The 18,859-nt window shown below is 71.9% G+C and carries 12 protein-coding genes; 8 read left to right on the top strand and 4 right to left on the bottom strand.

Going from position 1 to position 18,859, the window contains the following annotated elements; genetic code table 11:
• The first annotated feature begins 15 nt into the window (after positions 1–15).
• The 8 genes from AW272_RS27960 (at position 16) to AW272_RS27930 (ending at position 13,566) form a co-directional block, all read left to right on the top strand.
• On the top strand, positions 16–849 hold the full coding sequence (locus AW272_RS27960) for a hypothetical protein (protein ID WP_066371263.1): 834 nt from the start codon (positions 16–18) through the stop codon (positions 847–849).
• Positions 843–1,952, top strand: a complete 1,110-nt coding sequence (locus AW272_RS27955) for a S8 family serine peptidase (RefSeq protein ID WP_066371262.1) — start codon at positions 843–845, stop codon at positions 1,950–1,952. Before AW272_RS27960 ends, AW272_RS27955 begins: the two co-directional genes overlap by 7 nt.
• A gap of 67 nt (positions 1,953–2,019) precedes the next feature.
• Positions 2,020–2,379, top strand: a complete 360-nt coding sequence (locus AW272_RS27950; RefSeq protein ID WP_066371261.1) for a hypothetical protein — start codon at positions 2,020–2,022, stop codon at positions 2,377–2,379.
• Entirely contained in the window at positions 2,376–2,681 is a 306-nt protein-coding gene (locus AW272_RS41160) for an MGMT family protein (RefSeq protein ID WP_083958746.1), read from the top strand. The genes AW272_RS27950 and AW272_RS41160 overlap by 4 nt, the downstream gene beginning before the upstream one ends.
• Positions 2,682–2,732: 51 nt before the next feature.
• Positions 2,733–5,621 carry a CDP-glycerol glycerophosphotransferase family protein gene (locus AW272_RS27945; protein WP_066371259.1) on the top strand — a complete coding sequence of 963 codons (2,889 nt, stop codon included), beginning with the start codon at positions 2,733–2,735 and terminating at the stop codon, positions 5,619–5,621.
• Between the two features lie 40 nt (positions 5,622–5,661).
• Positions 5,662–7,152 (top strand): beta-N-acetylhexosaminidase, encoded by a 1,491-nt coding sequence (locus AW272_RS27940; protein ID WP_066371257.1) that lies wholly within the window; start codon positions 5,662–5,664, stop codon positions 7,150–7,152.
• A gap of 19 nt (positions 7,153–7,171) precedes the next feature.
• Positions 7,172–10,336: an ATP-dependent helicase gene (locus AW272_RS27935; RefSeq protein WP_066371249.1), complete on the top strand. Its 3,165-nt coding sequence runs from the start codon at positions 7,172–7,174 to the stop codon at positions 10,334–10,336.
• Entirely contained in the window at positions 10,330–13,566 is a 3,237-nt protein-coding gene (locus tag AW272_RS27930) for an ATP-dependent helicase (RefSeq protein ID WP_066371246.1), read from the top strand. Before AW272_RS27935 ends, AW272_RS27930 begins: the two co-directional genes overlap by 7 nt.
• Here AW272_RS27930 and AW272_RS42555 read toward each other — a convergent pair.
• Genes AW272_RS42555 through AW272_RS27910 form a run of 4 tightly spaced genes read right to left on the bottom strand, consistent with a single transcriptional unit; the run spans position 13,545 to position 18,824 of the window.
• On the bottom strand, positions 13,545–14,636 hold the full coding sequence (locus AW272_RS42555; protein WP_066371242.1) for a type III PLP-dependent enzyme domain-containing protein: 1,092 nt from the start codon (positions 14,634–14,636) through the stop codon (positions 13,545–13,547). The genes AW272_RS27930 and AW272_RS42555 overlap by 22 nt on opposite strands.
• Positions 14,633–16,138 carry an IucA/IucC family protein gene (locus AW272_RS27920; protein WP_066371239.1) on the bottom strand — a complete coding sequence of 502 codons (1,506 nt, stop codon included), beginning with the start codon at positions 16,136–16,138 and terminating at the stop codon, positions 14,633–14,635. Before AW272_RS27920 ends, AW272_RS42555 begins: the two co-directional genes overlap by 4 nt.
• A complete protein-coding gene (locus tag AW272_RS27915) occupies positions 16,129–17,694 on the bottom strand; it encodes an IucA/IucC family protein (protein WP_066371237.1) in 1,566 nt (521 codons plus the stop codon). The genes AW272_RS27920 and AW272_RS27915 overlap by 10 nt, the downstream gene beginning before the upstream one ends.
• On the bottom strand, positions 17,691–18,824 hold the full coding sequence (locus AW272_RS27910; protein ID WP_245657752.1) for an ATP-grasp domain-containing protein: 1,134 nt from the start codon (positions 18,822–18,824) through the stop codon (positions 17,691–17,693). The genes AW272_RS27915 and AW272_RS27910 overlap by 4 nt, the downstream gene beginning before the upstream one ends.
• Positions 18,825–18,859 lie beyond the last annotated feature (35 nt).

Here is an 18,859-nt window from a genome sequence, read left to right as displayed (position 1 = left end):
GCGTAACATTGAGGAATGTCGCCACAGCAGCCGCGGGCCCAGCGGACCCGGGTGCGCTCATGGCCGGCCACGCGCGGGCGTGCGGCGGCGGTCCAGGCCGCCAAGGATCGGCGGGAGCTCGAGAAGGGCGTCCGCCGCCGGGGCATCGTCACCAGCCTGCTGACGGCCGCCGTGCTCGTGGCGGCCGTCAACGCGGTCATCGGCGGCATCGGCGTCGTCCAGGAGACCCGCTCCCGCCCGCTGACCGGCCAGGAGCGCGCCGACTACGTGAAAGAGGACGTCGCCCGCCGCTGGCACGACTGGCCGGCGTCCATGGTCTTCCCCGACGAGCTCGAATACGTCGGCCTGGCCCGCTCGCAGCAGTTCGCCCGCCGGGTCGGCATCGCGCCCGAGATCCCCTGCTGGGCCGGGGTCGACCGGTCGGTCGCCTCGGTCTTCCGCGAGGTGTCGTGCCAATCGCTGCTCCGGGCGACCTACGTCGACCAGTCGGGCGCCTTCGCGATCACCGTCGGCGTGGCCGTGATGGCCGATGAGGCCGCCCGCACCTCGGCGGCCGGCAAGCTGCCCATCGACGACCGGGTCGGGGTGCGCCCCGTGGCCTTCCCGGGCACCGTCACCGACCTGTTCGGCGCGGCCCAGCGGCAGCGGTCGGGCTGGGTCGGGGTGGGGCCGTACATCGTCTTCTACACCGCCGGGTACACCGACGGGCGAACCCGTGACGCGATCCCGCAGGAGGAGCTGTTGCACAGCGAGCTGTGGCCGACCGCACAGGCCCTCGGTGGCCGGGTCGCCCGGTCGCTGGGCGAAGAACCCGAGGTGCCGCGCTGCACCCAGGGGACCGAGTGCTGAGGCCCGCCGCCGTCGCGGTGGCCGCCCTCCTGGCCGTCGCGGCGGCGCCGGCTCCCCTCGACGACCTCAACATCGACGCCGCGTGGGCCCAGACCAAGGGCTCCGGGGTGACCGTCGCGCTGCTCCACGACCGGGTGGGCGAACCCGCCGAGCTCAAGGGCCGGGTCGTCCAGGCGCCCGACATGACGGGCACGTTCTTCGAGGGCGACGAGATGCGCACCAACGACTACTCGACCGTCCTGGCCGGGCTGGTCGCGGGTAACGGCACCGGAGGTGGCCGCCAAGGCACCGCGCCCGAGGCCAAGGTGCTGTCGGTGCCGATCACCTCGATGCCCCTCGACGGCGATCTGGTCGATCCCGAGGGCGCTCAGGGCTCTCCGATCGACAGCCCGATCGCCCGGGGGGTGCGCTACGCCGTCAACCACGGCGCCCAGGTCATCGTGGTGCCGGTGGGCATCTTCGGGGTCGGCCGGGTCGAGCGCGACGCGGTCGCCTACGCCCTGCAGCGCGACGTCGTGATCGTCTCCGGCGCGGGCGACATCGGCCGGTGGCCCTCGTCCACGGCGAACGGCACCTCCTACTGGCAGTTCCCGGCCGGGTTCCCCGGCGTGATCGGGGTGACCGCCGTCGACGACGCCGGGGTGCGCGCCCCCGACAGCTCCGACAACCTCTCGGTACTGGTGGCCGCACCGGGCGTCCGCGTCCCGACCGGCCAGGCGGTCAACGGCACCCAGGCGGCCAGCGCCATGGTGGGCGGGGTGGCCGCGTTGATCCGGTCCAAATATCCCCGGCTGCCCGCCGAACTGGTCGTCCGGTCGATGTCCGACTCGGCCGGGCCGCACCCCAAGAACGGCTACGACGACAAGACCGGCTTCGGCGTGGTGAACGCCGCCGGAGCCCTCACCAGGGCCGGTGAGCTGGTCGGATACCAGCAGGCCGCCCCTGTCGGCGACGACCTCCACTTCGGCGGCGGGCCGAAGTCGGCCGGTCCGCAGCCGCCGGGCCCCGACGCCATCCGGCTCTGGGTCTACGGCGTCGCGTCCGTGCTGAGCCTGGCCGCCTTCGGCCTTCTCGCGGCGCTGCTGGCCCGCAGAAGGAGATGACGACTTAGGGGGAAACTTGCCCTTTCTCATCACAACAAGGGGCAAAGGTTCGCTATCGTCGCGCACCATGGGTTACGAGCTGCGCGTCGAGCGTGTATCACCGCTCGCCTACGCCGAACTCGTCCGCACGCTGTCGGGCCACTCCGACATCGAGGTGCGCGGGTCGGCCGAGGCGGGAGAGGTCGTCGCGCGGCACGGCGACGAAGGGCACCAGGTCGCGGTGTGGTCGGGCCGGCTGTTCGGCTCGCCCGCGTCCGACTGGCACCTCGCGCACCTGGCGCGCGTCGCCGAGTTGCTGGGCGCGCGACTGGTCGGTGAGGACGGCGAGATCTACGGCGTCCGCGACGGAATTCTGGAACAGGGCGACGTCGAATTCGGCAAGGTGGAGGACCTCCTCTACGCCGGACCGACAAGCTGGAGCCAATGAACGATCACCCGCCACCTTTCGCCGACAAGGTCCTGGACCTGGTCGACCGGATCCCGCCCGGGAGGGTCATGTCGTACGGAGACGTGGCCGAATACCTCGGTGAAGGCGGGCCCCGGCAGGTGGGGCGGGTGATGGCCACATGGGGCGGAGCCGTCTCATGGTGGCGCGTGATCCGCACGGATGGGAGCCCGCCACCGGGTCTGGAGGCCGAATGTCTCCGCAGGTGGCGTGTGGAAGGAACACCGGTGAAAGGGGAACGCGCATTGATGCGTGAGGCACGATGGGACGGAATCCCCCTTTAACCGGCATTACCATTTCTGAAACACCGGTCATCCGAAGGGTGGTGCCCCCTTATGACACCCGCTCGCCAGGGCGATTCCGTCGCCGATCGACTGCGGGCTGTCCAGGAGCTCTATGACCGGGGCGAGCCACTCGACGCCCTGGTGGAGCTCGTTCGCGCGGAGGGTCTGAGCAGCGCGGAGCGCGCCCGGCTCGATGCCGAGGTGCTGGCCGGGTGCCTTGGCGCCCGGCTCGACGCCGCCGCCAAGCGCGGCCCCGCCCGCCGGGCCCAGGCCATCGAAGTGCTGCGCCCCTACCTGGCCACGATCGACTCGAAGGTCAAGCGCGAACTGCCGGTCGGCCGCCGGGTGGCCTTCCACCTGGTGGAGACCGCCGACGCCAAGCAACTCGCCGACGGCGACGCGCTGGCCAAGCTGGCCGCCGCGGCCGCCGAGCCGTCCCGCCGCGTCCGCAAGGGCCTGCGCTGGTACGCCGACCTCCCGGTCGAGGTCGACGACCAGTCACTGCTCCGCCTTCGCCCCGCCGACATGGTGCCGGTCACCCAGATCGACGACATCACCTGGGACGGCGGCACCCTGCGCATCACGGGCCACGCCTACCTGGCCGGTCTGTCGGTCCGGTCCCGGCGCTTCAACCGCGCGACCGTCGTCCTCCGGGGGCCGCGCTGGCTGCCGCCGGTCACCATGAAGACCACCCGGGTCTTCCGGCCCGAGGCCACCCACGACGCCAAGGAACCCGGCTGCAACTACGACTGGGCCGGTTTCCAGGCCGAGCTCAACCCGTTCTCGCTGCGCTGGCGGGCCGGGCTGCGGGCCATGGTCCGCGGCGCCAAGCGGATGATCAAGCGGCGCCACATCGTCCAGGACACCACCACGTGGCGGGCCGAGATCGTGATCTGGTCGCGTGCCGCCCGCGCCAAGGGCGTGCTGCGCGGCCCGTCCATCGGCCGGGTCGAGCGGCCCGCCGGGCGCAAGACGCGTGACCGCTGGTGGGTACGGCCCGTCTGGACCTCCGACAAGGCGCTCCAGGTCGTGCTCCAGCCCACCAGGGCCGAGCTGACCGGCGTCAAGATCGACGGCGAGACGGTCGAGCTGACCGGCTTCCTGCCGGGACGCGCCGTCGACAAGGGCAAGGCCCGGGTCGGCGGCCACCGCATGCCGGCCGAGTTCACCCCCGCCGAGGGCGGCAGCGTCTTCTCGATCTCCCTGGGAGTGCAGACCCTGCTGACCGCCGACGCGCGGCGGCTGTGGGTCGAGCCGAAGGGCGACCCGGCGGCCTCGGTCATGCTGGAGGGCACCCCGGAGACCCGGCTGCTGCTGGGCGACCGGGAGATCACCGTCCAGGGTGACCGGCGCGACCGCGTGGTCGTCTCCGGCCACAAGGTGCTGCCGATCATCAAGACCATGGTCTGGCGCGACGGCGTCCTCGCCCTCACGGGCGACTACCCGGCCGAGGCCGGCGAGCGCGACCTGGTGCTGCGGCACCGGGGCGGGCTGACCTACCGGGTGCCGCTGCGCCGCGAGGGCACCGCCTTCGAGGTCGAGTTCGCCCCCGGCGCGATGTCCCGCTTCGCCGACACCACCCCGCTGGTCGAGGGCACCTGGACGATGTCCGTCGCCCCGCCCGGCAAATACGGCCCCGCGATGGTCCCCGTGCGGGTCGACCACGCCGCCCTCGACACCATCGACGAGGAGCAGCGCACGGTCGGTGGCCGGGTCTACCGGTTCGTGGCCACCCGCTACGACGTGCCCGTCCTGGTGGCGGCCGAGGAGCGGCCCGGCGACGAGCGCAGCGCGGCCGGGGTGTGGGCGCTCAGCCGCACCTTCTACCCGGCCGAGAAGGCCAAGCCGATCCGCGAGGCCACCGTCTACGCCTCCTTCGACGGCCGGTCATACTCCGACAACCCGCGCGCCATCTACGAGGAGCGGCTGCGCAGGGGCGACGAGGGCGAGCACATCTGGGTGGTCCGCGACGGCGCCTTCGTCCCTCCCGGTTCCGCCGAACTGGGTCTGGGCGACGGCATCGTGCCGACGGTCGTACGGGAGGGCAGCCGGGAGCACTACGAGGCCCTGGCCCGCGCCCGCTACATCGTGGCCAACCAGTTCCTGCCGCCGTGGTTCCGGGCCCGGGACGAGCAGGTCTACGTCCAGACCTGGCACGGCACCCCGATCAAGCACATCGGCCGCGACCTGCCGCACATGCGGCGCGAGCCGCGCCCGCCGGTGTACGCCCGCCAGACCACCGAGGTGCGTCAGTGGGATCTGCTGATCTCGCAGTCGCCCTGGGCGTCGGGCATCCTGCGCAAGGCGTTCGGCTACGAGGGCGAGATCCTCGAATGCGGAAACCCGCGCAACGACGTGCTGTTCCACCGCGACGCGCTGGCCCCGGCCATCCGCAAGCGGCTGGGCATCCCCGAGGGGAAGCGGGTCGTCCTGTACGCCCCGACCTTCCGCGACTGGGACCGCCGCAACGCGGCCGTCAAGCTCGACCTGGCCGACGCGCAGCGGGCGCTGGGCGACGACCACGTGATCCTGGTGCGCGGGCACCTGATGCAGGCCTTCCCGCACGTCCAGTCGCTGGGCGGGTTCGCGATCGACGTGACCACCTACCCCGACATGGCCGACCTGATGGTCGTCGCCGACGTCCTGGTGACCGACTACTCGTCGTGCGCCTTCGACTTCGTGGCCACCGGACGGCCGGTCGTGCTGTTCACGCCCGACCTCGACAAGTACAAGAGCAACCGGGGGCTCTACCTCGACCTGGAGGCCCAGCGGCCCGGCCCGCGCCTGGCCAGTTCGGCCGAGGTGGTCGAGGTGCTGCGCAGCATCGACTCGGTGTCGGTGCGGCTCGCCGATCGCTATCTGGCCTTCTCTCGTACGTACGCCCCGCACGACTCCGGGAAGTCCGCGGCCCGCCTGGTCGACCACGTCTTCACCGGATAACGTTAAAGAAACTTTCCAGTTGCCGCCGTCACGTGATCCAATGAGGGTCGTGTGGCGGCGGCTTCTTTTGGGACTGGTGATGCTCGTGGTGGCGTGTGGTTCGGGGGCGCAAGAGGAGGAGCCGCAGCTCTCCTTGGTGCCACTACCCGCATCGGTGACCAGGCTGCAGAACGGCTTCACCTTGAAGGCCGGTGACACGGTGACCTCGGCGGAGCCGTCGGTCGCGGCTCAGCTCATCCACGGGATCGAGGCCGACACCGGCCTGGAGCTCAAGCTCGGCGCCAAGGGCCGGATCAGGCTCGACCTGGACGCCCCGCAGGCCGGCACCGAGGGCTACGAGCTCACCGTGGACGCCGACGGCGCCCGCATCAGCGCGGCGACCCCTGAGGGCCTGTTCCGGGGCGCGCAGACGTTCCGGCAGCTCGCCCGGGTCCCGGCGATCCCCGGGGTGCGCGTCAGTGACCGCCCCCGGTTCGCCTGGCGGGGCGCGATGCTCGACGTGGCCCGCCACTTCCGCCCGGTCGCCGACGTGAAGCGGTTCGTCGACCTGATGGCGGCCTACAAGCTGAACGTCCTGCACCTGCACCTGACCGACGACCAGGGCTGGCGGATCGCCATCCCCGGCTGGCCGGGGCTCACGGGGATCGGCGCCGCCACGGAGGTGGGCGGCGGTCCCGGCGGGTTCTACACGGCGGCCGACTACCGCGAGATCGTCAGGTACGCCCAGGAGCGGTTCGTGCGGGTGGTGCCCGAGGTCGACGTGCCCGGCCACACCAACGCCGCGCTGGCCTCCCATCCGGAGCTCAACTGCGACGGGGTGGCGCCCGAACCGTACACGGGCATCAAGGTCGGTTTCTCGGCGCTGTGCCCCGGCAAGGCCGAGACGGCCCGGTTCCTGAACGACGTGCTGAAGGAGCTCGCCGCCCTGACCCCCGGCCACCATCTGCACATCGGCGGCGACGAGGTGGAGAAGCTGTCCGAGCGCGAGTACGCCCAGATCGTGGAACTCGCCGCTCAGGCGGTGACCGCGAACGGCAAGGAGGTCGTCGGCTGGCAGGAGGCCGGGGCGACCGTGCTGCCGGCGGGCTCGCTGGTGCAGTACTGGCAGACCAACGGCGGCCCGGAGGACGTCGAACGCGCGGTGGCCCAGGGCGCGAAGGTCATCATGTCCCCGGCGAGCCGGGTCTACCTCGACATGAAATACGACGACGCCACGAGGGTCGGCCAGACCTGGGCCGGCACGACCGAGATCGACGACGCCTACGACTGGGACCCGGCCACCCTGATCGACGGCATCGGCGAAGACCGGATCGAGGGCGTCGAGATGGCCCTGTGGACCGAGACCGTCGTCACCATGGACGACCTCGAGCACCTGACCTTCCCCCGCCTCCCGGCCATCGCCGAGGTGGCCTGGACCCCGCAGAGCGAGCGCTCCTTCGACGCGTTCGCGGCCCGTCTGGCCCCGATGGCGACCGTCTGGGACCGATGGGGGGTCGACTACCACCGTTCGGCGCGCATCACGTGGCCGTGACGTGATGAAATGACGGGTTATGAACTATCGGCTGGTGCGGCGTGGGGGTGTGGGGCGCGGGCCCGGTCCTGTGCTCGACGAGCATCAGCGTGCTGTCGTGGCGCACGAGAGCGGGCCGATGCTCGTGCTGGCCGGGCCTGGCGCGGGGAAGACGACCACCATCGTCGAGAGCGTCGTGGAGCGGGTCGAGGCGCGCGGCGTCGACCCCGAGCGCATCCTCGTGCTGACCTTCAGCCGCCGGGCGGCCGGCGATCTGCGTGACCGGGTGACCGCGCGGCTGCGCCGCACCACCCGCACGCCGCTCGCGCTGACCTTCCACAGCTACGCCTTCGCCCTGCTGCGCCGCGAGGCGCTGGAAGCAGGTCAGCCGCCGCCTCGGCTGCTCACCGGCCCCGAACAGCTCCTTGAGGTGCGCCGCCTGCTGCACGGCGAACTCGAAGACGGGGCCACGCGGTGGCCCGAGGTGATGCGCGAATGGCTCAAGACGCGCGGGTTCGCCGAGGAGGTCCGCGACTTCCTGGCCCGCGCCCGCGAGCGCGGCCTCGACGGGCGCGCCCTCGTCGATCTCGGCCACACCCACGGGCGGTCCGACTGGGTGGCGGTGGGCCGGTTCGCGGCCCGCTACCAGGAGCGGTTCGACCTCGACCCGATCTGGACGCTCGACTACGCCGAGCTGATCAGGGAGGCCGCCGCGCTGCTGGCCGACGGTCCCGTCCGCGATCGCGAGCGGTCGGCCTACGACATGGTGTTCGTGGACGAATACCAGGACACCGACCCGGCCCAGGAGGCGCTGCTGGCCGGCCTCGCCGGAGACGGCCGCGACCTGATCGTGGTCGGCGACCCCGACCAGGCCATCTACGGCTTCCGGGGCGCCGAGGTGCAGAACATCCTCGAATTCCCGGAACGTTTCCGGACCCTTCACGATCAGCCCGCGCCGGTCGTGGCCCTGCGGACCTGCCGCCGCAGCGGTGAGGACCTGCTGGCCGCCTCCCGCCGGGTCGCCGCCCGGCTGCCGGTGCCGCCCGGCATGCGCGACGCCCCCCACCGGGACATCCACGCCGTCGACGGGCTGGAAGCAGGCGAGGTCCGGGTGGTGATCGCCGACAGCGTGTCCCAGGAGGCCGCCGTGGTCGCCGACACGCTGCGCCGCGCCCACCTGCTCGACGGCGTGCCCTGGCAGCGGATGGCGGTGCTGGTGCGCAGCGCGACCCGGCAGGTGCCGATGCTGCGCCGGGCGCTGCACACGGCCGGGGTCCCGGTCGTCGTCGCGGGCGACGAGGGGCCGCTGGTCACCGAACCCGGGGTGCGGCCGCTCGTCCTGCTGCTCAAGGCGGCCGCCCGGCCCGAGTCGCTCGACGTGGCCACCGCCGAGGAACTGCTGACGGGTCCGCTCGGCGGCACCGACATGATCGGGGTACGCCGCCTGCGGCGCGGGCTGCGGATCGCCGATCACGAAGCCGGGGTCGTCCCGCCGAGATCCAGCGACGAGCTGCTGGTCGCGGCGGTGCAGGACCCGCGCGAGCTGATCCTGCTGGAACCCCATGTCGCCGCTCCCGCGCAGCGACTGGCCGGGCTGCTCGCCATCGCCAGGGAGACCGTCATCGAGGAGCTCTCGGCCGAAGACGCGCTCTGGGAGGTCTGGAAGGCCAGCGGCCTGTCCGACCGCTGGACCCATTCGAGCCTCGGCGGCGGCGCGCGCGGCGGTCAGGCCGACCGCGACCTCGACGCAGTGGTGAACCTGTTCGACTACGTCGCCAAGTTCGTCGACCGGCTGCCGCAGGCCGGGGTCGAGGTGTTCGTCGACGACCTGATGGCCCAGGAGATCCCGGCCGACTCGCTGGCCGCCCAGGCGCCCGACGGCGAGGCGGTCCGCATCCTCACCGCCCACCGCTCCAAGGGCCTCGAATGGGACGTCGTCGTCGCGGCCGGGGTCCAGGAGGGCGTCTGGCCCGACCTGCGGGTGCGCGGGTCGCTGCTCGGGGTCGAGACGCTGGTCGAGGTCTCCGGCGGGGTCGCGCTCGACGGCACCGACCTGGTCAGGGCCGCGCTCGGCTCGAAGATGCTGGCCGAGGAGCGCCGCCTGTTCTACGTCGCGGCCACCCGGGCGCGCACCCGGATCGTCGTCACCGCCGTCGGCGGCGAGGACGCCGAGGAGCGCCCGTCCCGCTTCCTCAACGAGCTCGTCCCCGGCGGCCTGGAGAACGCGACCGTCGACGACCGGGCCCGCTGGCTCAGCATGCCCGCCCTGGTCGCCGACCTGCGCGCAGCCGTCTGCGACCCCACCCGGCCCGAGCCGATGCGCCGCGCCGCCGCCCGCCATCTCGCCCGGCTCGCCGACGAGGGCGTGCCGGGGGCCGACCCCAAGACCTGGTACGCCCTCACCGAGATCTCCGACGACCGCCCCCTCGGCTGGCCCGACGGGGTCGTCCAGATCTCCCCGTCGGCGGTCGAGAAGTTCACCAAGTGCGGCCTGCGGTGGATCCTCGAAACAGCGGTCGGCACGGGCGGCGAGAGCGTCCCCCAGGTCTTCGGCAACGTCATCCACGCCATCGCCGTCCTCGCCGCCGAGGAACACTCCACCGACGAGCTGGCCAAACGCCTCGACGACGTGTGGGACGAACTCGACTTCGGCGGCATCTGGTTCAACCGCAAACAGCGCCACGTCGCCGAGCGGATGGTCGACCGCTTCCTCACCTGGCACCGCGACAACCCCCGCGAGCTGGTCGGCTTCGAGGAGTCGTTCACCCAAGTGGTCTCCGACGGCGTCGTGATCAAGGGCCGGGTCGACCGGGTGGAGCGCGACGGCGACGGCCGGGCGGTCATCATCGACATCAAGACCGGCACCGCCAAACCGCGCGACGACGAACTCGACCGGCACCCGCAGCTCGGCGTCTACCAGCTCGCGACCGTCTTGGGCGCGTTCGAGCGGCACGGCATGACCGAGCCCGGCGGCGCCGCGCTGCTCCAGGTCGGCAAGGCCGCGGGCACCGGCCCGCTGGCCAGGGAGCAGTCGCAGATGCCGCTTCGCGACGACGTCGACCCCGAATGGGCGAACGACCTGGTCACCACGGTCGCGGCCGGGATGGCGGCCAACCTGTTCGTGGCCAAGGTCAACGACGGCTGCCGCACCTGCGCGGCCCGGTTGTCGTGCCCGGTGAACGACGGCGGGGGCCAGGTGTGCTGACCCCGTTCGACCTGGCGGCGACGCTGGGTGTGCCACCGCCCACGCACGAGCAGGCCTCCGTCATCTCCGCCGACCTCGGGCCGATGGTCGTCATCGCCGGAGCGGGGTCGGGCAAGTCCGAGACCATGGCCGGGCGGGTCGTCTGGCTGGTCGCCAACGGGTTCGCCAAGCCCGAGCAGATCCTCGGCCTCACCTTCACCCGCAAGGCGGCGGCCGAACTCGCCGAACGCGTGCACAAGCGGCTGACGACGCTCGCCGAGAAGACCGAGACGCCGATGGACCTGGAGGTCGAGCCGACGATCTCGACTTACCACGCCTACGCCGCCCGCCTGGTCACCGACAACGCCCTGCGCGAGGCGATGGAACCGACGATGCGCCTGGTCACCCCGGCCGTCGCCTGGCAGATGGCGGCCCGCGTCGTCGGCCAATACGACGGCCCGATGGACCAGGTCGACCTCGGCCCCCCGAGCGTCACCGCCGCCGTGCTCGACCTGGCCGGCGAGATGGCCGAACACCTGACCTCCGCCGAGGAGGTCCGCGACTACGGCAAACGCTGGTCCGAACGGCTCGCGCTGCTCCCCGGCAGGGTCACCCAGGCCCAGCGCAAGCCGGTGCAGGTCCAGGCCATGCGGGAGCAGCTGCTGCCGCTCGTGGAGGCCTACCAACGGCTCAAGCGGGCCCGCGAGGTGATCGACTACGGCGACCAGATGGCGCTGGCCGCCCGCATCGCCTCCAAGCACGACGAGGTCGGCGAGGTCGAGCGGGAGCGCTTCACGGTCGTGCTGCTGGACGAATACCAGGACACCAGCCACGCCCAGCTCGTCTTGCTCCGGTCGCTGTTCTGGGGCGGGCATCCCGTCACCGCCGTCGGCGACCCCTGCCAGTCGATCTACGGCTGGCGGGGCGCCTCCGCGGGCAACCTCACCCGGTTCCCGCACGACTTCCCGACCGCCCAGGGCGAGGCGGCCCCGGTCCGCCAGCTCTCGATCAGCTTCCGCAACGGCGAGCGGGTGCTCGACGTCGCCGCCCGGGTCCAGACCGACCTGCGGCGGGAGACCGCCGAGGTGCCCGTGCTGACACCGGGGGAGAACCGGGCCGACCGGGGGCGGGTGGTGTGCGCCTACCACGCGACCGCGCAGGACGAGGCCGAGTGGATCGCGGAGGGCGTACAGAAGAATCTCGGCATCGAGCTCGCGCCCGACGGCCTTCCCTGGGGGGAGGGCGAGCGCGGCAAGCCCAAGCAGGGTCCCGCCGTGCAACCTGGCGACGTGGCGATCCTGGCCAGGAAGCGCTCGCAGTTCCCCACGCTCCGCAAGGCGCTGGAGGCGCGCGGCATCCCGGTCGAGGTGGTCGGGCTCGGCGGGCTCCTCACCGTGCCCGAGGTGGCCGACATCGTCTCCACTCTCCGGGTCATGTACGACCCCACCGCCGGCGACGCCCTGATCAGACTGCTGGCAGGGCCGCGCTGGCGCATCGGTCCGGCCGACCTGAAACAGCTCGGCGACCTGTCCAGAGACCTCAACCGCGAGCGCGACCAGCGCGGCGGCCGGCCCAACGACCCGCTCGACCAGGTGGTCGCCGACCTGGAGTCGCAGCGCGGCAGCATCATCGACGCCCTCGACGAACTGCCCGACCGCCCCGACTGGCTCGACCCGTTCTCCCCGCTGGCCCGCGAACGGCTGCCGGCGCTGGCCCTCGAACTGCGCACCCTGCGCTCGCACGCCGGGCTGCCGCTGCCCGACCTGATCTCCGAGGTCGAACGCCGCACCGGACTCGACGTGGAGGTGGCCTCCCGGGGCGGCAGCCCGCTGGCCGCCCGCGCCGACCTCGACGCCTTCCTCGACGCTGCGTCCCGGTTCGCCGGCGACGCGGAAGACCCCACGCTCGGGGCGTTCCTGGCCTACCTCAAGGCCGCGGAGACCGAGGAGTTCGGCCTCGAAGGCGGCCGGGTCGGCGAGACCAACAGCGTCAAGCTGATGACCGTGCACGCGTCCAAAGGGCTGGAGTGGCCCATCGTGATCGTGCCCGGCCTGTCCGAGGTGACCACGGCGGCCGGTGGGCTGGCCCGGGGGAGCATCTTCCCCGCGACCCCGGTCACCAACTCCCGCTGGACCGACAACCCGCGCAAACTCCCCTACGCGCTGCGCGGTGACGCCCGCGACCTGCCCGCGCTCGAAGGGCTGTCCAAAGAGGAGCTGACCGACTTCGACGACGCCTGCCGGGCACGTGACCTGCGTGAGGAACGCCGGCTGGCCTACGTGGCGGTGACCAGGGCGCACTATCTGCTGATCGCGTCGGGCTACCGGTGGGGGACCGCGTCCCGGCCGCTGGAGCCCTCGCGGTTCCTGCTGGAGGTCCGCGACCAGGCGTCCACCGTCGCGGTCTGGACCGAGGACGACGCGGTGGAGAACCCGCTGCTGGCCGAGCCCGCCTCCGCCGACTGGCCCGCCGTCGCCGTCCGCGACGGGATCGCCGAAGGGGCGCGCTTCATCCGGGAGGCCCTCGAAGGGCTCGACGAGGAGGGCGTCGGCGAGCTGCGCCAATGGGAGCAGGAGCGGATGCAGTCGTGGGCGCGCGACACGACGCTGCTGCTGCGCGAACGCGACCGGCGGCGCGAGGGCAACCTCGTCGAACTGCCGCTGCGCCTGTCCGTCTCGTCGCTGGTCTCGCTGGCCAAGGACCCGAACGCCTACGCCCGGGAGGTCCGCCGCCCGCTGCCGCACAGGCCCGCGCCCCTCGCCCGGCGGGGCACCTCGTTCCACCGCTGGCTGGAGACCCGGTGGGGTCAGCAGCGGCTCATCGACGAACTCGACCTGCCCGGCGCGGCCGACGACGTCAACGAGGCCGACCACCAGCTGCGCGAACTCCAGGACCGGTTCGAGGAGAGCGAGTGGGCCGACCGCACCCCCGTCGACCTGGAGGTCCCGTTCGAGACCGTCATCGCCGACCGGCTCGTCCGGGGGCGGATGGACGCGGTGTTCCCCCGGGGCGACGGCTATGTGGTCGTCGACTGGAAGACCGGTAACCGGCCACGCAACTCAGCCGCCGCCCGGATCCAGGCCATCCAGCTCGCCGCCTACCGGCTGGCCTGGTCGAAGCTGGCCGAGGTGCCGTTGACCCAGGTCAGCGCGGCCTTCCACTACGTGCTGGAGAACCGCACCGTCAGGCCGGTCGACCTCATGGACCTCGACGACCTGACGGCGCTGATCTACGGCATCCCCGAGACGTAATGGAACTCGGGCTTCGGGTGCATCAGGAAGTCGTGGTGGGAGATGTTGTACGCGTAGGCGCCGGCCATGGCGAAGGCGACGACGTCACCTGGTCGCAGGGTCGCACCGACTCGGCGGGCGAAGACGTCCTTCGGCGTGCAGAGCTGCCCGACGAGGGTGATCTCCTCATCGTGGCCCGAGCCTTCGCCGGGCCGGCGGAGAGCCCCCTGGCCGCCCGGCGTGAAGACGGTGAAGGGCTGGTCGTGGCCCTTGGTGACCGGCGTGCGGAGGTGGTGGGTGCCTCCGGTGAGGATGGCGAACAGCTCGCCGTGCACGCGCTTCACATCGAGGACCTTGGTCAGGTACCAGCCGCAGTAGGCGGTCATCGCCCGGCCGGGCTCGATCCTCAGGATGTCCCGGTCGAGTCCCCGCAGGCCTTCGCCGTAGGTCGTCCAGTCGAAGATATTCGCCGGATCGGTGTAGTCGACGGCCATCCCGCCGCCGACACACACCTCCTCGCCTTCGTGGGCGTGGTCTGCGATCGTCTTGGCGAGGCTGATCAGGGCGGGCGCATCCAGGCCGCTGGCGAGGTGGGCGTGAATGCCCCTGACCCGGATATTTCCTGACCCGAGTCGCGTGCGGCATTCGTCGACCATCGCCGGATCCATCCCGAACGGCCCGCTCATCGCCAGAGCGGCACCCTCGACCTCGGTTCTGAGGTTCACCCGGAGGAGCACATCCGCTGACTCCAGCAGATCGAGCTCCCGGGGACTCTCGACATGGAACCGGTAAGGCTTTCTGGTGAGATCCGACGCCGTCTTCCCCGGCCCGCCGAACGCCAGCCGCTTCCCCGGGAACAGCGCCGAGACGTGGTCGAACTCGCCCCCCGACGACACCTCGAACCCGTCGACATAGGGCGCGAGCGTCCGCAGAATCGCCGGGTCGGGGTTGGCCTTCACGGCGTAGTAGACCTCGATCCCGCGCGTCGCCTCCCGGATCCGGGCGGCGTGCGCGTCGAGGGCGGCGAGGTCGTACACATAAGCCGGCACGTCGCCCAGCCGCCCGGCGATCTCGCGGAGCTCGGCGATCACGCCGTCACCAGCGGATTCGCCACCGGCACGTAGGTCGCCGCCCGATCGGCCCGCCGCGCCCACCGCACGGTCAGGTTGGCTTTCGCGGGCAGCGGCACCCCCGACATCAGCTGCTTGAGGGGCTCCGGCCACCCGATCGAGTCGCCGTAGGCGGAGATCTCCTCCGCCGCCACCCCCCACAGCGTGTCCAGCGGGGCCCTCAGGGAGGCCGCGATCTCGGCCAGATGGTTCACAACCAGGCAGTAGACCACCCGATCCCAGCCCTTTTCCGGCGTGTACGTCATCGCCCCCGCCACCTCCGCAGGCACCCCGGCCAGGTCGTGCCCGACCAGCTTGGTCCCTTCGAGGTCCCGGAACACCGCCTGGACCGGCCGGCCCGCAGGGTCGAGCCCGACGAGCACGTTCTGCAGATGCGGCTCCAGCACCACCCCGTGCCTGAGATAGGCCTCCAGCACCGGCAGCGCGACGACCTCGACATACGACCGCCACCACGACACAGGATCGTCGCCGCCGATGTCCCGCAGCGCCAGCGCCCCCGCCAGCACCGGCGTGACCCCCGGCCCGCACCGTCCGTGCGGACTGCACCGCACCAGCACCCCGAGCCCTTCGAGTAGCTCTCCGCCCAGGTCGACCGTCCGGTAGCCGGGCTCGGGCAACCACCGGGTGCCGGGAAACCGCTCGGTGAGCGCCGCGAAGACGGGTGCCAGCCGCCGCGACAGTTCAACGGCCCCGGAGAGTTCGTACCAGGCGTTCTTCCGGACGCAGTTCGTGATCCGCACGTCGAGGGAGAACTTCAGGCACTTGTCGAGCAGCGGGTCGTAGACGGTCCGCACCGACGAGGTCGGCAGCACCTCGTGCTCCGCCCACCCCAGGTCGAGCAGCCCGGAATCGCCCAGCGGCGGCTGGATCAGCTCGTACTGCCACGGATGCACCGGCAGCAGCCGGTAGCCCGGTGGCACGTCGGCCGGGATCCGGTCGAGGGCGCTCACGTCGCCCTCTTCGACGACCAGATCCTCCCGTACCGCCAGCAGCCGCAGCGGGAACCGGGCGTGCGCCTCGGGCGCGTAGTCGATCCAGTCGCCCTTGGCCGCCTCCCGGGCCTTGGGTGCCGGGTGGAACGGATGCCCGAAGACGAGCTCCTGCTCCGAGGCCATCCAGTCGTCCTCGGGGGGCTTGGCGTGCGACCGGGCCGTCAGCAGCCGCTCGATGACCTTCCTGCTCCCGGTCACCTGCTCGGCGAACTCGCCGTTGACCCCGGGGAACTCCCGCCCGATCAGCTCGACCAGTTCGCCCGACGTCAGCCGGGCCCAGGTGGTGCCGGTCAGGCGTTCCGGACCGTCGATCCGGATGGCCGTCCCTCCGCTGGTCAGTGCCCTCAGCCACACCCCGCCGACCCGCACCATCGTGTACGGACCCGCAGGGAACGCCTGGCCGGGCAATTCACGGATGCAGCACCGGAGGAGGGCGGCGACCGTGGCGTGCTCCGCGACGTTCATGTACATGGGCCGGGGGACCCCTTTCGCAGATAGTTGGGCCCGCTGGTCCCGTAGAACTTGTTGATGTCCTTCGCGCCCGACCTGGTCTTGGAGACCAGGCTCCCGGCGGTCACCATGCTCTTGCCGACCAGCCGGGCGGCCTCCAGCGTGCGGTTGCGCAGCAGCCGGGCCATCGGATGATCGCCGTGCTCGTCGAGGGCGCTCGCCAGCGCGGCCCTGACCAGGTCGGGCCGCAGCGTCACCGCGGCGGCGGCCAGGTGCAGGGTGATCGTCACGAACACGTCGGCCAACGCGTGGGGATCGCCGGTGAGCATGCGCTCGTCGGAGAAGCCGGGAACGGTGATCCCGGCGGCGTGGAGGTGGTCGGGGGAGGCCAGCAGCCCGTCGTTGTCCTTGATGAGGAGGCGCATCGGCCCGTCGCCGAACACCAGCGCGAGGTTCTGCTGATGGGCCTCCAACGCGATGCCGTACCGGACGAAGAGCGTGACGTTCCAGGTCAGCAATGCGGTGAGGTAGTCGGCGAGCAGCGCTTCCTGGTCGCCCCGGTAGTGCCGGTCGGCCAGCGCGCCCAGCACTCCGGGCACGCTGAGCGCGGCCACCGAGACGATCTCGCCCTCGGGCAGCCGCCGGGCCATCCAGGCCAGGAACTCGTTGCCCGAATGGGCGTACTCCTGCTCCCCGGCCAGGCACACCCGCATCCCCGGATGCCGGTCGAGCACCTCGGCGAGGAGCCGTTCGGCGCGGGCGCCGTCGTCGAGCACACCCGGTTTGATCGACCGCCGGTTCCGCGCCCCGAGCGTCGCGGTGGCGAGCGGCATCTTCAGGTGGGTCCGCGGTGACACCTCGACCGTGCGCATCGACAGCGTGGGTCGTACCGGAAGGAGATCCAGCGGCGCGACCACGGCGCTGACCTGCGGCAACGACAGGGGGTGTACGGGGAACAGGCGATGGGTCGCGGCCAGGCCGGCCGGCAGGCCGACGGCGGCGAACGACGGGAAGAACTCCGGCACCGGACCGGTCCCGGGGACGGCCGCCCAGCGCAGCGTGAAGCGCGGCGCGAACTCGGGCGCGTAGGCGAGCAGCTGTTCTTCGGTCAGCCCGTGCCGGCAGCGCGCGGTCGGATAGACGGGATGGTCGGTGAACGCGGCCAGCACCTCGTAGCCGATCGGCCCCAGTTCGGGCAGCCTGTCCTCCACCGAGGCGCGGTGCCGGTCGAGCAGTTCGAGCCCGGTCAGCGTCTGGCGGCACTCCTCGCGGAAGGCCGCCACCCCCTCGGCGTCGGCCGGATCGGCGATCTTGCCCAGCGTCGCCAGCACCTCGCGCAGCCGCAGCCGCTCGCCCGCCGCCACCGTGAAGTCCTGGAAGAGCCCTTCGAGACCGCCGGAGGGGAACCCCGGCGCCATCCGCACCCGCCGCGACGCCGACAGCGGCACGTAGGCGCCCGCCTTGTCCCAGCTCAGCCGCCCCGCCAGCCCGCCGACGTCTTCTCTGATCAGGGCGTTGAGCACCCGCGCCGCCAGGTAGGTGTCGCGGCCCACCCGCACCGCCGTGGCGTTCGTCACGCGACCACCCACGGATGGGCGTCCAGGAAGGCCTTGGCGGCCGTGTCGACGGCCTCGCGATCAGGCCCGACGGCCCGCAGCAGCGCCAGGTAGTCGCGGTTGGTGTTGGTCACCGAGACCGGCTGCCCGGCCTCCTTCAGCGGCAGGTGCCAGAGCCGCACGTCCTCATAGGCGCCGGTCAGTTCCTTGGGCGCTTTCATGATCGTGCCGGACCGGGTGGCCAGCACGCTGACCGTCGCCGCGTGCCCTGTGGTGGGTGGCACCTCGGGAGCGGGTTCGCCCGCGTGCACCCGCAGGATCCACTCGAACAGGGGCACGTCGAGGTGGTCGGCCAGCAGGAGGTCACAGTTGTCGCCGATGACCCGGTAGTTGACCTCGACGATCCGGGGGCCTTCGCCGGTCAGGACGTATTCGGTGTGACAGGCGCCGAATCCGATGTTCAGGCCGGCGAGCCGGTTCAGGACTTCGGCGGCCCCCGGGAGGTCCGCCGACCAGTCGAGGCGTTCCTCCACGAAGTGGGGGAGCGGCCCGAGGGTGGTGCGGAACCCGCCCAGGATTCTGGTGGTGGTGCCGTCGCCCAGCGTTTCGAGGGTCATCAGCGGGCCTTCGAGGTACTCCTCCGCGACCAGCACGGTCCCCGGCCGCCGGGTCCAGATGTCGTCGGCGGCCTCCTGGAGGTTCTCCCTGACCAGCACGACGTCTTCGCTCGCCACCCCCTCGCGCGGTTTGACCACGACGGGGAAGGTCACGTCGGGCAGCGGTTCGCCCGGCACCAGCCGGGCCGAGCGCACGTCCCCGAGCGCGTGCCGGGTGAGCGCCTTGTTCTTGGCGGTCAGGCAGGCCCGCCAGTCCTTGCCCGGCAGGCCGAAGTAGTCGGCGGCGAGGGCGGTCTCGACCTGGAGGTGGTCGGAGTTGGAGAAGATCACATCCGGCCGGTGGTGGCGCGCGATCACGTCGATGACGGTCTTGGGGTCGCGTACGTCGGCCTGGATCGTGTCGTGTCCCGGATAAGCCTCTGGGCGATCGGTCAGGACGGTGATCTCCCAGCCGAGGGCCTTCGCGGCGGGCAGGAAGCCCCGCGTGACCGAGTCGGTGGGGTTGAGCGTGGTGAGGTACAGCCGCAAGTGCATCCCCTGAGGTAAGGCTTACCTAACCTCTAGAACTG

Source organism: Herbidospora mongoliensis, from assembly GCF_001570545.1.
Lineage (GTDB): Bacteria > Actinomycetota > Actinomycetes > Streptosporangiales > Streptosporangiaceae > Herbidospora > Herbidospora mongoliensis.
This window is presented reverse-complemented; position numbering and strand designations above follow the sequence as displayed.

Excerpts from the sequence above, each read along its gene's own strand:
- AW272_RS27960 (WP_066371263.1), top strand. The coding sequence starts at position 16 with ATGTCGCCACAGCAGCCGCGGGCCCAGCGGACCCGGGTGCGCTCATGG.
- AW272_RS27950 (WP_066371261.1), top strand. The coding sequence starts at position 2,020 with ATGGGTTACGAGCTGCGCGTCGAGCGTGTATCACCGCTCGCCTACGCC.
- AW272_RS41160 (WP_083958746.1), top strand. The coding sequence starts at position 2,376 with ATGAACGATCACCCGCCACCTTTCGCCGACAAGGTCCTGGACCTGGTC.
- AW272_RS27945 (WP_066371259.1), top strand. The coding sequence starts at position 2,733 with ATGACACCCGCTCGCCAGGGCGATTCCGTCGCCGATCGACTGCGGGCT.
- AW272_RS27940 (WP_066371257.1), top strand. The coding sequence starts at position 5,662 with ATGAGGGTCGTGTGGCGGCGGCTTCTTTTGGGACTGGTGATGCTCGTG.
- AW272_RS27935 (WP_066371249.1), top strand. The coding sequence starts at position 7,172 with ATGAACTATCGGCTGGTGCGGCGTGGGGGTGTGGGGCGCGGGCCCGGT.
- AW272_RS27920 (WP_066371239.1), bottom strand. The coding sequence starts at position 16,138 with ATGTACATGAACGTCGCGGAGCACGCCACGGTCGCCGCCCTCCTCCGG.
- AW272_RS27910 (WP_245657752.1), bottom strand. The coding sequence starts at position 18,824 with ATGCACTTGCGGCTGTACCTCACCACGCTCAACCCCACCGACTCGGTC.